Raw genomic sequence first — 15,335 nt, 5'->3', positions numbered from 1 at the left:
GGGCTGACACTACGTGAGGAATATCCGATTTGTCGGTAACGTCGCGCCGATCCCCCACGTTTGGCCCGGTGAATGTCCGGTGGACGAACGACCGCCCGTTCAGCGCCGCAGGGCCTCGGCGGGCTGGATCCGGGCCGCGCGCCAGGCCGGGTAGGCACCGGCCAGCAGCCCGGTGGCCAGCCCGGCGAGCGGGGCGGCGGCCACCGTCGCCGGGGACACCACCGGGGTCCAGTCCCGGGCCAGCGCCACGCCGAGCACCGTCAGTACCCCCAGCGAGCTGCCGACCAGGCCGCCCAGCAGCCCGAGCGAGCCGGACTCGCAGAGGAACTGGCCGGTGATGTGCCGGCCGCGGGCGCCCAGCGCGCGGCGCAGCCCGATCTCACCGGTCCGCTCCAGCACCGCGACCAGGGTGGTGTTGGCGATCCCGACGGCCCCGATCACCAGGCAGATCCCGGCGAGCAGCAGGAAGAGCCGGTCGAGGTCGGAGGTGACGCCCGAGCGCAGGGTGCGCGGGTCCGGGGGCGGCGTCACGGTGAAGTTCTCCGGGTGGGCCGGGTCCAGCGCCAGCGCGGCCTCGTCGGCGATCTGCCGGGCGGCGCCGATCCTGGTGGCGACGAGCATCTTCGCGCGGTCCCCGGCGGGGCCGCCCCAGAGCCGGGCGGCGGCCCCGCGCGGCACGACCACCGAGAGCAGCAGGTCGGGCCGGCGCCGGACGTCGTCGACGATGCCGATGACGGTGAACGGCCGGCCGGCCAGGAACACCGCGGGCTGGGTGTCGAGCGTGCCGATCCCGAGCCGGGCGGCCAGGGCGGAGCCGAGCACCGCCACCTGCCGCCCGGTGGTGTCGTGCCAGGCGTCGAAGGTCCGGCCCTCGGCCAGGTGCGGCTCGGCCGCCGTGAGGACGCCGGCCGAGGCCGCGACCACGGTCGCCTGCTCGCCGCCGGAGGGCCGGCCCACCGGCGCGGCCCGGACCGACCCGGCGGGCAGCTGGACCGGCCAGTAGACGCCGGCCGCCTCGACCCCGTTCAGCCGCTGGATCCGGGCGTCGGCGTCGGCGGGGAAGGAGAGCGGGGTGAGGTCCGGTCGCGGGCCGCCGGTGTCCTCGACGCTCACCTCGGTCGCGGTGAGCACGCTGAAACGGGAGTCGATCCGGGCCGAGGCGGTGGCCGTCAGCCCGAGCACGGCGACGAAGGCGCCGACCCCGAGGACGGTGCCGAGCGCGGTCAGCGCCGAGCGGGCGGGCCGCTGGAGCACGCCGGCGAGGGCCTCGGCGAGCAGGTCCCGCGGAAGCAGCCGGGTGGGCTCGACGGAGCGGGGGCGGCCGCGCCGCCTCATCCGGCGCCCACCTCCCGCAGCACCCCGTCGCGGATCGCCACCGTCCGCCGGCCGCGGGCGGCCACCTGCGGGTCGTGGGTGATCAGCAGGAGGGTCAGGCCCTGCGCGTGCAGGTCGTCCAGCAGGGTGAGGACGGACCGGGCGGTGGCGGTGTCCAGGTTGCCGGTCGGCTCGTCGCAGAGCAGCAGCGCCGGCCGGCCGACCAGCGCGCGGGCGATCGCGACCCGCTGGCGCTCGCCGCCGGAGAGCCGGGACGGCAGGGCGTCCGCCCGGTGGCCGAGGCCCACCCGGACCAGCGCCTCGCGGGCCCGCTCGCGCCGCTCGGCCGCCGCCCGGCGGCCCCGGGCGGCGGTGTACAGCAGGGCGAGCGCGACGTTCTCCGCCGCGCTGCGGTGCGGGAGCAGGTGGAAGGACTGGAAGACGAAGCCGATCCGGCGCCCGCGCAGGGCGGTGCGGTCGCCGTCGGCGAGCGGGCCGGTGTCGACGCCGTCCAGCAGGTACCGGCCGGTGGTGGGGGCGTCCAGCAGGCCGGCGATGTTGAGGAAGGTGGACTTGCCGGAGCCGGACGGGCCGGTCACCGTGACGTAGTCGCCCGGGTCGACGGCCAGGTCGCAGGGGGCCAGGGCGGTGACCGGCGGCGGTCCGGGGTAGGTCAGGCCGACCCGGCGGAACTCGACCAGCGGGGCGCTCACCGGGTGCCCGCCCGGACCCCGACGATCACCTGGTCGCCTGGCCCGAGCGCGCCCCCGGCCAGCGGGCGGACCTCGGTGCTGCCGCCGCCGACCATGCCCGGGGTCACCTCGACCCGTCGGCGCCCTCCGCCCTCGTACACCGTCACCACCGTCCGGCCGTCCGCCGTCGCGGAGACGGCGGAGAGCGGGACGACCAGCACCGGACCGGCCGAGGAGGCGGCCCGGACGGTGAGGCGGACGTCCTGGCCGGCCAGCCTCGGGTCGAGCGGGGCGTCCGGTTCGACCACCAGCGGGTAGCCGGTCCGGTCCGTGCCGGGCTGCCGGGCGCCGCCGCCGCCGGGCGCGGTGCCGGTGCCGCTGCCGGACGGGGGTCCCTCGCCGGGGGTGTCGGCCACCGCGGTCACCGTCGCGGTCGCGGTGGTGCCGGTCACCTCGGAGAGGATCTCCACCTGCTGGCCCGGGCGGACCAGACCCTTGTCGGGGGCGGTCAGGCTGCCCTTCACGACCAGCGCCCCGGCCGAGACGGTCAGCACGGTGCCGGTGACCTCGCCACCGACCCGGCCGGCGACGCCGTCCACCCGGGCCGGGAAGCCGGTGAGGAAGAGCAGTTCGGCGGCGGGGACCATCGGGCCGACGGTGGCCCGGACGTCGGCGGCCTTCTTCCGGAGCCCGGTGAGGTCCTCGCCGGCCCGGGTCACCTGTTTGCGGGCGGTCTCGACGGCGGTGCGGGCCGCGTCCACCGGGCTCTCGCCTACCGGGGCGCCGGCCGGTTCGCCGGCCGGGGCGCCGGGCGTCGGCGCGGCGGACCGGGCCCGCTCGGCGGCCAGCGCGTCGTCGAGCCGCTTCTGCGCGGCCTTCAACGCGTCCCTGCCGTCCGCCAGGGCCCGCTCGCCGCCCGTCACCGCGTCCTGGGCGGCCGACACCTGGGCGTCGCCGTCCGGCGAGGCCGGCCGCGGGTCGTAGCCGCGGGCGGCGTAGAAGGCCGTCACCGCCGCCCCGGTGGCCGCGCCGTAGCGCCCCGCGGGGTCGCCGTCCGAGCCGAACCCGAGCTCCTTCAGGGCCTGTTGGAGCTGCTCGACGTCCTGCCCGGTGGCGCCCGGCCGGAGGTCCCGGTACACCGGGAGGCCGCCGCGGAGGGCGAACACCGGCCGCCCCGAGACCTCCAGCACCGACTGCCCGGCCGCGACCTGGTCGCCGGTCCGCACCGGGAGCTTGGTGACCACCGGCTTGGCGCCGGCCGGACCGCCGCTCCCGGCCGGGGCCACCTCGACCGTCTGGCCGGCGCCGACCTGGCCGCGGAGCACCACCGAGTCGGTCAGCACGCGCTGCTCCACGGTGGCCGTCAGGACGTCGGGCGGCGGGGGCTCGCTCTCGGCGGCGGCCTGCGCGGGCGACCTGATCACCAGTGAGGCGGCCAGCCCGGCCCCCGAGACGGCCGCGGCGACCAGCGTGACGGCCAGCAGCAGCCGCCCGCGGCGGCGCAGCACCGACCCGCCGGGGCCCGGCGGCGGCGCCCCGGGGCCGGTGGCCGGGCCGTCGTCCTGAGCGGCCCCGGACCCTTCGACGATCGACACGCCCCACCCTCGATCCGGCTTCCGGGCCGCCCGACCGAGTGGCCCCGTACGGTTCGCCCGCCCCGTACGTGACGGGGCGGCAGTGCCTCGGCCTGGGCGGGCGGGCTCGTCGGGCGGGCCGGACGCGCGCCCGCACCCCCCGGTGCCCGCCGGTCCCCCCGGCCGCGGGACGGGCGTGCTGCCCCGTCCCGGGGCGTGAAACTAACACAGCGCGGGGGCCCGCCGGCCGGGTTCGCCCGCAACGGCGGGGCGGCTGCGGGGAACTGCGGGGGAATGTCCCGTTCGGGCCGTGCGGCGCCGGGTGGGTGCGGCGAACTCCCGGCTCAGCTGGGCCGGTTGCGCTCGTACACCAGGCGCAGGCCGATCAGCGTCAGCCAGGGCTCGTGGACGTCGATGGTGCCGGCCTCGCCGAGCACCAGCGGGGCCAGTCCGCCGGTGGCGATGACCTGGACGTCGTCCGGGTCCTTGGCGAGCTCCTTGGCCATCCGGTCGACCAGGCCGTCGACCTGGCCGGCGAAGCCGTAGAGGATGCCGGACTGCATGCCCTCGACGGTGTTCTTGCCGATCACGTTGCGCGGGCGGGCCAGCTCGATCTTGCGCAGCTGGGCGCCGCGCGCGCCGAGCGCCTCGACCGAGATCTCGATGCCGGGGGCGATCGCGCCGCCCACGTAGTCGCCGCGGGCGTTGATCGCGTCGAAGGTGGTGGCGGTGCCGAAGTCGACCACGATGCACGGGCCCCCGTACAGGTGGTTGGCGGCCAGCGCGTTGACGATCCGGTCGGCGCCGACCTCCTTGGGGTGGTCCATCAGGACGTGCACGCCCGTCTTCACCCCCGGCTCCACGATCACCGCGGGGACGTCGCCGTAGTAACGGCGCGTCACCTCGCGGAACTCGTGGAGCACGGAGGGGACGGACGAGCAGATCGCCAGGCCCTCCACCGCGGCCTCGTTGACCGCGGTGTGCGAGCCCATCAGACCCTGCAGGAGCACCGCCAGCTCGTCGGCCGTGCGGCGCGGATCGGTGGAGATCCGCCAGTGCTCGACCACGTCCTCGCCGTCGAACAGGCCGAGCGTGGTCTGGGTGTTGCCGACGTCGATGGTGAGCAGCATGGGGTGCCTTCTGCGTGAGGGGTGATCAGAGGTGATCAGGCGCGCAGGTCCAGGCCGATGTCCAGGATCGGCGAGGAGTGCGTGAGCGCGCCCACGGCCAGGTAGTCGACCCCAGTCTGGGCGACCTCGCGCGCGCTGGCCAGGGTCAGTCCGCCGGACGCCTCCAGCCGGGCGCGCCCGGCCACCAGCTCGACGGCCTCCTTCAGCTGCGGCACCGTGAAGTTGTCCAGCAGGACGAGGTCGGCCCCGGCCTCCAGCACCGGCGGGATCTGCTCCAGGGTGTCCACCTCGACCTCCACCGCCAGGTCGGGGTAGGCGGCCCGGACGGCCCGGAACGCCTCGGCGACGCCGCCGGCCGCGACCACGTGGTTGTCCTTGACCAGGGCGGCGTCGGAGAGCGCCATCCGGTGGTTGGCGCCGCCGCCGCAGCGGACCGCGTACTTCTGCAGCGCCCGCAGGCCCGGGGTGGTCTTGCGGGTGTCGCGGACCACCGCGCCGGTGCCCTCCAGGGCGTCCGCCCAGGCGCGGGTCGCGGTGGCGATGCCGGAGAGGTGGCAGAGCAGGTTGAGCGCGCTGCGCTCGGCGGTCAGCAGGTCGCGGGTGCGGCTGCGGACGGAGAGCAGCACCTGGCCGGCCTCCACCCGGTCGCCGTCCTCGACGTGCCGCTCGACCTCGAACTCCTCCTCGCAGACCAGCGAGACGACCGCCTCGGCGATCCGCAGGCCCGCGACCACGCCGGCCTCGCGGGCGGTGAAGTCGGCGGTGGCGACGGCGTCGGCGGGCACCGTGGCGACCGAGGTGACGTCCTCGCCGCCGGCCAGGTCCTCGGCCAGCGCCAGGGTGGCGATGTCCTCGACCTCGATCGGGTCGAGGCCGGCCTCCTCCAGCAGCTCGGCGAGCCGCGGGTCCAGGCCGGTCTCGTAGCCCTCGCCGTCCCCGCACGCGCAGCCGTCGCCGCAACCGCCGGCCATCGGGAGTTCCTCGTGGGAGTGGGTCATGGTTCTACTGCTCCTCAGGGGTGCTGACAAGGTCGCCGGAGGCGGTCAGGGTGGTGATCAGGTGGCGCTGCCAGCGGGCGTCGTCCCGCTCGGGGAAGTCCTCGCGCCAGTGGCAGCCGCGGGTCTCGGCGCGCCGGGCGGCGGCCGTCACCAGGGCGGTGCCGACCAGCAGCAGGTTGGCGGCCTCCCAGGTCTCCACCCGGGGGTCGGCCGGCTTCTCCTCGGCGACGTGCGCCAGGGCCTGCTCGGCGATCAGGGCGAGTCCGGCGGCCGTGCCGGCCATCGACGAGGCCGAGCGCAGGACGCCCGTGCCGCGCGACATCAGCCGCTGGATCTCGGCCCGCGCCTCGGGGGCGGGCAGCGGCACCGGGCGGGCGGCCCGCGCGGCGGCGACGTCCACCGAGCGCTCGGGCAGTTCGTCCGCGCGGTGCCGGGCGGTCAGGTCGGCGGCGATCCGCTCGGCGAAGACCAGGCCCTCCAGCAGGGAGTTGGAGGCCAGCCGGTTGGCGCCGTGCACCCCGGTGCAGGCCACCTCGCCGCAGGCGTACAGCCCGGGGACGGTGGTGCGGCCGGTCGGGTCGGTGCGGATGCCGCCGGAGGCGTAGTGCGCAGCCGGGGCGATCGGGATCGGCTCGGCGACCGGGTCGATGCCGTGCGCGCGGCAGGTGGCGAGGATGGTCGGGAACCGCTCCTCCCACATCCCGGCGCCGAAGTGCCGCCCGTCCAGGTACATGTGGTCGGTGTCCAGGAGCTGCATCCGCTGGGTGATGGCCTTGGCGACGATGTCGCGCGGGGCCAGTTCGGCCAGCTCGTGCTGCCCGAGCATGAAGCGGGTGCCGTCCCCGTCGACCAGGTGCGCGCCCTCGCCGCGGACCGCCTCGGAGACCAGCGGCTGCTGGCCCTCGGCGTCCGGGCCGAGCCAGAGCACGGTCGGGTGGAACTGCACGAACTCCAGGTCGGTGACCTCGGCGCCGGCCCGCAGCGCGAGCGCCACGCCGTCGCCGGTGGAGACCGCCGGGTTGGTGGTGGCGGAGTAGACCTGGCCCATGCCGCCGGTGGCGAGGACCACCGCGCGGGCCCGGATGGCGCCGACGCCGTCGCGCTGGCCCTCGCCCATCACGTGCAGGGTGAGGCCGGCGGCGTGGCCGTCGGCGTCGGTGAGCAGGTCGAGGACGAGGGCGTGCTCGATCAGCTCCAGGCCCGGGTCGGACCGGACGGCGGTGACCAGGGCGCGCGATATCTCGGCGCCGGTGGCGTCCCCGCCGGCGTGCGCGATCCGGCGGCGGTGGTGGCCGCCCTCGCGGGTGAGCTGGATCTCGCCGTCGTCGCCGCGGTCGAAGGCGGCGCCGGTGGCGATCAGGTGGCGGACGGCCTCCGGGCCCTCGGTGACGAGGGTGCGGACGGCCTCCTCGTCGCAGAGCCCGACACCGGCCACCAGGGTGTCGGCCAGGTGCTGCTCGGGGGTGTCGCCCTCGCCCAGGGCGGCGGCGATGCCGCCCTGGGCCCAGCGGGTCGACCCGTCGTCGAGCATCGCCTTGGTGACCACCATGGCCCGCAGGCCGGCCTTGCGGACGTTGAGGGCGACGGTGAGTCCGGCCACGCCGGAGCCGACCACGACGATGTCGGTGGTGGCCGTCCAGCCGGGGGCGGGGGCGGTGAGGCGGTGCGTGACGGGCATGGCGTTCAGTGGCTCCTTCAGCGCGCGGCGGTCGGGGCCGCGCCGTTGCCGTCACGGTACGCCGCGTCGCCGCGGAGCAGCCCGGTGCCCTCCCCGGCCTCGGCGGGGTCGCCGCCCATGCCGGTGATCCGGTTGTCGGCGTCCACGAAGACCACCTTCGGCAGGTAGCCCTTGGCCTCGGCGGTGTCCATCTGCCCGTAGGCGATGAGTATGACGAGGTCGCCGGGGTGGACCAGGCGGGCGGCGGCGCCGTTGATGCCGATCACGCCGGAGCCGCGCGGGCCGGCGATGGTGTAGGTCTCCAGCCGGGCGCCGTTGTTGATGTCGACGATGTGGACCAGCTCGCCGGGGAGCAGGTCGGCGGCGTCGAGCAGGTCCTCGTCCACCGTGACGGAGCCGACGTAGTGCAGGTCGGCCTGGGTCACGGTGGCCCGGTGGATCTTGGACTTGAGCATGGTGCGGAGCATGGGGTCACGCCTCCAGTGAGTGCATGCCTGAGGGAATGTGCTGCCGGACGGTCCTGCGGGTGGTGCGACCGCGGGGGCCCGCGGGTGGTGCGTCGCCGCGTCAGCGGCAGATGATGCGGACGTTGTCGATCAGGCGGGTGGAGCCCACCTTCGCGGCGACGGCCAGCACCGCCTCGCCCCGGAAGTCGTCCGCCGCTTCGGTGAAGTCGTGCGGGTCGATCAGGGCGAGGTAGTCCAGGGTGACACCTTCGGCGGCGTCGAGGGCGGCCGCGGCGGCCTCGCGCACGGCCTGCGGACCCTGCGCGGCCACGTCGCGGCCGGCGAACAGGGCCCGGGACAGCACGAGCGCGTGCTCGCGGTCCTCGGCGGACAGGAAGCGGTTGCGGGAGGAGAGCGCCAGCCCGTCCTCGTCGCGGACGGTCGGCACGCCGACGATCTCCACGTCGAAGTCCAGGTCGGCGACCATCCGCTGGACGAGCGCCAGCTGCTGGGCGTCCTTCTCGCCGAAGAAGGCGAAGTCCGGGTCGGTGATGTGCAGCAGCTTGGCCACCACGGTCAGCACCCCGTCGAAGTGCCCGGGCCGGGTGGTGCCCTCGAAGCGCTCGCCCATCGGGCCGGCCGCCAGGCGCACCTGCGGCTCGCCGTTCGGGTAGACCTCCTCGACGGACGGCGCGAAGACGACGTCGGCGCCGTTCTCCTCGGCCAGCCGGACGTCCGCCTCCAGGTCGCGCGGGTAGCGTTCGAGGTCCTCGCCGGCGCCGAACTGCAGCGGATTGACGAAGACGGTCACGGCGACCCGGCCCTCCCGGCCGACCTGCTTGCGGGCGGCCCGGATCAGCGCGCCGTGGCCCTCGTGCAGCGCGCCCATCGTCATCACGACCGCGTTGTCCACCGGCTGCTCGTCCGGCCAGAAGGCCGCCTCGAAGTCGGTGACGCTCCGGGTGACGACGGCCCGGTGGACCTTGGGTGCCCGCTGGGCCTTGCCGGCCTGCTTGCCGCGTGCTGCCATCAGTTCTCCTCGTTCAGTACGTCCAGCAGCGCCGCCGCCGACGCTTCGTCGATCGTCCCGTGGGCGAGCGCCCGCTGGGCGGTGGCGCGGGCCATCGCCCGGTAGGCGGCCGGGATGTCCGGGGACACCGTACTGAGCTGCGCCAGGTGGCGCCGAACGGTGCCCGCGTCGCCCCGCGCGACCGGCCCGGTGAGGGCCGCGTCGCCGGAGCGCAGGCTGTTGTCCAGGGCGGCGCCCAGCAGCGGGCCGAGCAGCCGGCCGGGCTCGGCGACCCCGGCCGTGCGCAGCAGCTCCAGCGCCTGGGAGACCAGGGTGACCAGGTGGTTCGCGCCGTGCGCGAGGGCCGTGTGGTAGAGCGGGCGGACGCCCTCCGGCACCCACTCGGGCTCGCCGCCCATCTCGACCACCAGGGCCTCGGCCACCGGGCGCAGCTCCTCGGGGGCGGTCACCCCGAACGGGCAGCCGGCCAGCCGGGCGAGGTCGACCGTGGTGCCGGTGAAGGTCATCGCGGGGTGCAGTGCCAGCGGCAGCGCCCCGGCCCGGGTGGCGGGCTCCAGGACGGCGACGCCGTGCGCGCCCGAGGTGTGCACCACCAGCTGGCCGGGGCGGACCGAGCCGGTCGCGACGAGGCCGGCCACCAGGTCGGCCAGCGCGTCGTCGGGGACGGTGAGCAGCACCAGGTCGGCGGCGGCGAGCACCTGCGGCGGGGTGACGATCCGCACGCCCGGCAGCAGCTGTTCGGCGCGGCGGCGGGAGGCGGCGGACACCCCGGAGGCGGCGACCACCCGGTGCCCGGCGAGCTGCAGGGCGGCGCCCAGCGCGGGGCCGACCCGGCCGGTGCCGACCACCCCGACGGCGAGCCGGGCCGGCCGGTTGCCGGGGTCGGCCGGGTCGCCGAAACCGTCGTCGAGCGGGCCGGGGCCGACGCTGTCGGAGGCGCTCACGCGGCCACCTCCGGGTCGTTCCCGGGCCGGGGGGCACCCCGGCGCTCGGCGGGGGCAATCGCCATGGCGCACCTCTCGACGGTGAGCCCGGTTCGCTCGCTCACAGCTCGGCCCTGGTCCTCACTCTTACCGTTCCGGTCCTCTGCGGGTACCGGACGCACCGGCCCATTCTACGGCCGGGGCGGACGGCGGATTAATCCGCGGCGCCGGCCCGGATCAGGCCCGCCTCGTAGGCGAGGACGACGGCCTGGACCCGGTCGCGCAGGCCGAGCTTGGCCAGGATCCGGCCGACGTGGGTCTTCACGGTGGCCTCGGACAGGACCAGCCGGGCGGCGATCTCACCGTTCGAGAGGCCCTGGGCGACCAGCAGGAACACCTCGCGCTCGCGCTCGGTGAGCGGGCCCAGGGTGTCCGGTCCCGGCGTGCTCGCCGCGGTGGGCAGCACTTCGGCGAAGCGGTCGATCATTCGGCGGGTGGTGGTCGGCGCGACCACCGCGTCGCCGCCGTGCACCGCGCGGATCGCGGCCACCAGCTCGGTCGGCGGCACGTCCTTGAGCAGGAACCCGCTGGCCCCGGCCTTGAGCGCGGCGAAGGCGTACTCGTCCAGGTCGAAGGTGGTGAGGATGAGCACGTGCGGCGCGTTCGGCAGCGGGCTGCCGTCCTCGGCGAGGCAGATCCGGCGGGTGGTCTGCACCCCGTCCAGGCGGGGCATCCGGACGTCCATCAGGATCACGTCCACCTGCGTGTGCCGCAGCCGCTCCAGGGCCTGCGCGCCGTCGCCGGCCTCGGCGACGATCTCGATGTCGCCCTGGGACTGCAGGATCATCCGGAAGCCGGTGCGCAGCAGCTCCTGGTCGTCGACGAGCATCACGCGGATGGTCAAGGTGGCTCCTAGTTCGTGGGCGGCAACGGGGTCAGTGTGCTGCCTTGAGGGGCAGGACGGCGCGGATCCGGAAGCCGCCGCCGGGGCGCGGCCCGACGTCGAGGCTGCCACTGACCATGCCGACCCGCTCGCGCATGCCGATCAGGCCGTGCCCCTGGCCGTCCGTTCCGCCGGCGGCGAGCTGCTCGTCCGTCGAGCCGCGGCCGTCGTCCTCGATCAGGACGGCCAGTTCGCGCTCGCCGAAGTCGACCGCGACCCGGGCGTGCACATCGGGGCCGCCGTGCTTGCGGACGTTGGTCAGTGCTTCCTGGACGATCCGGTAGACGGTCAGCTCGACGCCGCGCGGCAGTTCGCGCGGGTCGCCGGAGGTGGCGAAGTCCACCTGGAGGCCGGCCGTGCGGACCTGGTCCAGCAGCTCGGGCAGCTCCTCGACGCCGGGCTGCGGCACGTACTCCTCGGCGGTGTCCGCGGTGCGCAGCACACCCAGCAGCCGGCGCATCTCGACGAGCGCCTGGCGCCCGGTGGAGGCGATCGTGCCCAGCGCCTCCCTGGCCTGCTGGGGCGAGTTGTCCAGCACGTAGGCGGCGCCGTCGGCCTGGACGATCATGACGGAGACGTTGTGCGCGACCACGTCGTGCAGCTCACGGGCGATCCGGGCGCGCTCGGCGGCGACCGCCACCTTGGCCTGGGCGTCGCGCTCGCGCTCCAGCCGGGCGGCGCGGTCCTCCAGCTCGACCAGGTAGGCGCGGCGCACCCGGGTGAGCCGGCCCCAGGCCCAGCAGAGGATGAACGGGCTGCTCATCGCCGCGGTGAGCAGCAGGAACTCGCCCAGGCTGTACGAGCGCTGCTGGGCGTCGCCGTTCGGGTCGATCACGGTCTTGCTGAGGTGGAGCTGCCAGTACGTCAGCGGTCCGGCCGCCAGCCCGGCGGCCAGGGCCAGCCGGGAGATCCAGGCGGAGCCGAAGGCGGCGCCGGTGTAGGCGAAGACCAGGTACCCGATGCTGGAGCCGGCGGGCAGGATGCCCAGCGTGATCTGACCGATCCCCAGCGCGGTGGCGGCGGCCACGGTGGCGTCGGGGTAGCGGCGCCGGAAGACCATCAGCAGCGGGATGAGCAGGGCGATGACGAACTGGGCGGGGGCCCGCCAGGCGCTGTTGTCGCCGCCGTCCGGCAGGAGCCCCAGGAACAGCACGATCGCCGCCCAGGCGGAGTCGACCACCATGGGGTGACGGCGGAGCCAGGCGTTGAGTCGTTGCACGTCTCAAGCGTAGGCAGTCGCGGAGCGTGGTCAGGTCCGCCGGGAGGGCGATCCGTCCTACTCCCTAGGTCGGAGAAGCCCGGACTCCGGTTGGGAGGGGAACCCGGGCGCCGGTAGCGTCCCGCCGCATGACTTGGATGCGGTGGCGGCCCGCCATGGAAGAGGCCCTCTACGCCCCCGTCGGCGGCTTCTACCGCAGGCCGGAGGGGCCGGCCGGGCACTTCCGCACCTCGGTGCACGCCTCCCCGCTGTTCGCCCGCGCGGTGGCCCGGCTGCTGCTGGACGTGGACGCGGCCCTCGGCCGTCCGGAGGAGCTGGCCTTCGTGGACGTCGGGGCGGGCCGCGGCGAGCTGCTGACCGGGGTGCTGGCCGAGCTGCCGGACGGCGTACTGGCCCGGCTGCGGCCGTACGGGGTGGAGATCGCGGCGGACCGCCCGGCGGGACTGCCGTCCACAGCCCTGTGGACGGACGAGGTGCCGCGCGGCGTCAGCGGGCTGCTGTTCGCCAACGAGTGGCTGGACAACGTGCCGCTGGACCTCGGCGAGGTGGACGAGGACGGGGTGCTGCGCTACGTCGAGGTGGACACCGCGACCGGCGAGGAGCGGCTCGGGTCCGCGGTGGACGCGGCCGACGCCGCCTGGGCCGCGCGCTGGTGGCCGGCCCCCGAGCCGGGTGACGTCGTGGAGTTCGGCGCCCCGCGCGACGCCGTCTGGGCCTCGGCCGTCGCCGGGCTGGAGCGCGGTCTCGCGGTCGCGGCGGACTACGGGCACAGCGCCGCGAGCCGCCCGCCCCTCCCCACCCTGACCGGGTTCCGGGCGGGCCGGGAGGTGCGCCCGGTGCCGGACGGCTCCTGCGACCTCACCGCGCACGTGGCGCTGGACGCGGTGGCCGCGCCCGCCGTCCACAGCCTGTGGACAACGCAGCGCGAGGCGCTGCGGGCGCTCGGCGTGAGCGGTGCCCGACCGCCGCTGGCGCTGGCGTCCACCGACCCGGCGGCCTACCTGCGGGCGCTCGGCGGCGCCGGGGAGGCCGCCGAGCTGACCGACCCGGCGGGCCTGGGCGCGTTCGGCTGGCTCGCCCAGGCCGTCCGCATGCCGGTACCGGAGACCCTCGCCGGCCTCGGGGGATGGCAGACTCTCGGGTCATGAGGGAGACCACGGTCGGCATCGGGGCGGGAGCCGAGAACTTCACCGGCGCGGCGGGCAGCACCGACATGGTGCTCAACATCGGCCCGCAGCACCCGGCGACCCACGGTGTGCTGCGGCTGAAGCTGGTGCTGGACGGCGAGCGGATCGTCACCGCGGAGCCGGTGATCGGCTACATGCACCGCGGCGCGGAGAAGCTCTTCGAGGCCCGTGACTACCGGCAGATCATCATGCTGGCCAACCGGCACGACTGGCTCTCCGCGTTCGCCAACGAGCTGGGCGTGGTGCTCGGCGTCGAGCGGATGCTCGGCATGGAGGTGCCCGAGCGCGCGGTCTGGATCCGCACCCTGCTCGCCGAGCTGAACCGCGTCCTCAACCACCTGATGTTCCTCGGCTCCTACCCGCTGGAGCTGGGCGGGATCACCCCGATCTTCCACGCCTTCACCGGCCGTGAGGACCTCCAGCACGTGCTGGAGGAGGCCTCCGGCGGCCGGATGCACTACATGTTCAACCGGGTCGGCGGCCTCAAGGAGGACCTGCCGGCCGGCTGGCTCGGCCGGGTCCGGGCGGCGATCGCCACCGTCCGCTCGCAGCTGCCGGTCTTCGAGGACCTCGTCCTCGGCAACGAGATCTTCCGGGCCCGCACCGCCGGCGTCGGCGTGCTCAGCCGGGCGCACGCCGAGGCGTACGGGGTCAGCGGCCCGATCGCGCGTGCCAGCGGGCTCGACTTCGACCTGCGCCGTGACGAGCCCTACCTGGCGTACGGCTCGGACGAGCTGCGCGCGGTGCTGACCGTGGTCACCCGTGAGGAGGGCGACTGCCTGGCCCGGTTCGAGTGCCTGCTGGAGCAGACCGTCAACGCGCTGGACCTCGCGGACGCCTGCCTGGACAAGCTCGCCACGCTGGCGCCCGGCCCGGTCAACCTGCGGCTGCCCAAGGTGCTCAAGGCCCCCGAGGGCAGCACCTACGCCTGGACGGAGAACCCGCTCGGCGTCAACGGCTACTACCTGGTCTCGCGCGGCGACAAGACGCCGTGGCGGCTGAAGCTGCGCTCGGCGTCCTTCAACAACATCCAGGCGCTCACCGAACTGCTGCCCGGCACCCTGGTCGCCGACATGGTGGCCATCCTGGGCTCGATGTTCTTCGTCGTCGGCGACATCGACAAGTAGGCGGCATCGACACGTGGCGGTGGGGCGCCGGGCGCCGGGCGGCGGCGAGGGCGTACCGGCGGGCTACTTCCTGCGGCCCGGCTTCCGGCCCGGGTCGGCCGGGTGCGGCGCCACCTTGCGGTCGCCCTTGGTGGCGATCCGCTGCTCGCAGAGGTCGGCCAGCACCTCGTACCCGGCCTTGCCCATCAGCTCGGTGAGCTCGGGGCGGTAGCTGATGTACACCGGGTCCGGGCCGGTGTGCGCGTCCGGGCTGCCGGTGCACCACCAGTGCAGGTCGTGGCCGCCCGGGCCCCAGCCGCGGCGGTCGTACTCGCCGATGGTGACCTGGAGGTAGCGGGTGTCGTCCGGGCGGTCGATCCAGTCGTAGGTGCGCCGCACCGGGAGCTGCCAGCAGACGTCCGGCTTGGTCTCCAGCGGCTCCTTGCCCTCCTTGAGGGCGAGGGTGTGCAGCGCGCAGCCGGCGCCGCCGGCGAAGCCGGGGCTGTTGAGGAAGAGGCAGGCGCCGTTGACCCGGCGGGTCTGCCGGTCGCCGTCCTCGTCGAACATGGTGATGCCGCCGTCGAGCCGGATCCGGCCCTTGGCGTCGGTGCCGTGCGCGTGGTTCTCCCAGATCTCGGGCGTCAGCCGGGCCGCGTGGCCGGCCACGCGCCGCTCGTCGTCCTCGTCCGAGTAGTGCGCGCCGAGCGTGCAGCAGCCGTCCGACTCGCCGCGGCCCTCGCGGATGCCCTGGCAGCCCCGGCCGAAGATGCACGTCCAGCGGGAGGTCAGCCAGGTGAGGTCGCAGCGGAAGACCTGCTCCTCGTCGGCCGGGTCGGCGAATTCGACCCAGGCCCGGGGGAAGTCGAGCGGGACCTCGGGGCGCGGGGCGTCGAGCGGGGCCTCGACGCGCAGGGTCGGCATCGCGAGGTCGACCGGGGTCGCGCCGGCCTTGGTCTTCTTCTTGGAGGTCTCTGCTGCTGCCACCCGGCAAGGGTAGAGCCTTCACGGCGGTGCGAACCGCCTGCGGGCGGGGCATTTGCGGTGGTTTCGCCGAGCGGCGGCCATCGGAGCCGCCGTCGGGCGAGGTGAAGGCGG

General features: G+C 75.5%; 14 protein-coding genes. 2 read left to right on the top strand and 12 right to left on the bottom strand.

Annotated features, from left to right (window positions below; genetic code table 11):
- Positions 1-99: 99 nt before the first annotated feature.
- From ACIF6L_RS01910 to ACIF6L_RS01860, 11 genes are all read right to left on the bottom strand, one after another.
- Positions 100-1,335: an ABC transporter permease gene (locus ACIF6L_RS01910; protein ID WP_396485802.1), complete on the bottom strand. Its 1,236-nt coding sequence runs from the start codon at positions 1,333-1,335 to the stop codon at positions 100-102.
- Positions 1,332-2,027, bottom strand: coding sequence for an ABC transporter ATP-binding protein (locus ACIF6L_RS01905; protein WP_359805163.1), 696 nt, complete (start codon positions 2,025-2,027; stop codon positions 1,332-1,334). The genes ACIF6L_RS01910 and ACIF6L_RS01905 overlap by 4 nt, the downstream gene beginning before the upstream one ends.
- On the bottom strand, positions 2,024-3,601 hold the full coding sequence (locus tag ACIF6L_RS01900; RefSeq protein ID WP_396485800.1) for a peptidoglycan-binding protein: 1,578 nt from the start codon (positions 3,599-3,601) through the stop codon (positions 2,024-2,026). Before ACIF6L_RS01900 ends, ACIF6L_RS01905 begins: the two co-directional genes overlap by 4 nt.
- 323 nt (positions 3,602-3,924) lie before the next feature.
- Entirely contained in the window at positions 3,925-4,710 is a 786-nt protein-coding gene (locus tag ACIF6L_RS01895; protein ID WP_352286146.1) for a type III pantothenate kinase, read from the bottom strand.
- A 35-nt stretch (positions 4,711-4,745) separates the two neighbouring features.
- Positions 4,746-5,708 carry a carboxylating nicotinate-nucleotide diphosphorylase gene (gene nadC / locus ACIF6L_RS01890; protein WP_329488339.1) on the bottom strand — a complete coding sequence of 321 codons (963 nt, stop codon included), beginning with the start codon at positions 5,706-5,708 and terminating at the stop codon, positions 4,746-4,748.
- A 4-nt stretch (positions 5,709-5,712) separates the two neighbouring features.
- Positions 5,713-7,386, bottom strand: a complete 1,674-nt coding sequence (locus tag ACIF6L_RS01885) for an L-aspartate oxidase (RefSeq protein WP_396485797.1) — start codon at positions 7,384-7,386, stop codon at positions 5,713-5,715.
- Positions 7,387-7,403: 17 nt separating this feature from the next.
- Positions 7,404-7,853, bottom strand: coding sequence for an aspartate 1-decarboxylase (gene panD / locus ACIF6L_RS01880; protein ID WP_329488337.1), 450 nt, complete (start codon positions 7,851-7,853; stop codon positions 7,404-7,406).
- A gap of 100 nt (positions 7,854-7,953) precedes the next feature.
- Positions 7,954-8,862: a pantoate--beta-alanine ligase gene (panC, locus tag ACIF6L_RS01875; protein ID WP_396485795.1), complete on the bottom strand. Its 909-nt coding sequence runs from the start codon at positions 8,860-8,862 to the stop codon at positions 7,954-7,956.
- Positions 8,862-9,806 (bottom strand): DUF2520 domain-containing protein, encoded by a 945-nt coding sequence (locus ACIF6L_RS01870; protein WP_352286152.1) that lies wholly within the window; start codon positions 9,804-9,806, stop codon positions 8,862-8,864. The genes panC and ACIF6L_RS01870 overlap by 1 nt, the downstream gene beginning before the upstream one ends.
- Positions 9,807-9,999: 193 nt before the next feature.
- Positions 10,000-10,689, bottom strand: coding sequence for a response regulator transcription factor (locus ACIF6L_RS01865; protein ID WP_329488334.1), 690 nt, complete (start codon positions 10,687-10,689; stop codon positions 10,000-10,002).
- A 31-nt stretch (positions 10,690-10,720) separates the two neighbouring features.
- Positions 10,721-11,947, bottom strand: coding sequence for a sensor histidine kinase (locus tag ACIF6L_RS01860; protein WP_329488333.1), 1,227 nt, complete (start codon positions 11,945-11,947; stop codon positions 10,721-10,723).
- A gap of 128 nt (positions 11,948-12,075) precedes the next feature.
- Between ACIF6L_RS01860 and ACIF6L_RS01855 the strand changes: the two genes are divergently transcribed.
- On the top strand, positions 12,076-13,095 hold the full coding sequence (locus ACIF6L_RS01855) for an SAM-dependent methyltransferase (protein ID WP_396485792.1): 1,020 nt from the start codon (positions 12,076-12,078) through the stop codon (positions 13,093-13,095).
- Positions 13,092-14,261 carry an NADH-quinone oxidoreductase subunit D gene (locus ACIF6L_RS01850; RefSeq protein ID WP_329488331.1) on the top strand — a complete coding sequence of 390 codons (1,170 nt, stop codon included), beginning with the start codon at positions 13,092-13,094 and terminating at the stop codon, positions 14,259-14,261. The genes ACIF6L_RS01855 and ACIF6L_RS01850 overlap by 4 nt, the downstream gene beginning before the upstream one ends.
- Positions 14,262-14,324: 63 nt before the next feature.
- Here the strand turns inward: ACIF6L_RS01850 and ACIF6L_RS01845 are convergent, their stop codons facing one another.
- Entirely contained in the window at positions 14,325-15,161 is an 837-nt protein-coding gene (locus ACIF6L_RS01845) for a hypothetical protein (RefSeq protein WP_396486179.1), read from the bottom strand.
- Positions 15,162-15,335 lie beyond the last annotated feature (174 nt).

This window comes from Kitasatospora sp. NPDC086009, assembly GCF_044540385.1.
GTDB lineage: Bacteria > Actinomycetota > Actinomycetes > Streptomycetales > Streptomycetaceae > Kitasatospora.
Note: the sequence above shows the minus strand (reverse complement) of the source record. Positions and strands in the feature narration are given on the sequence as shown.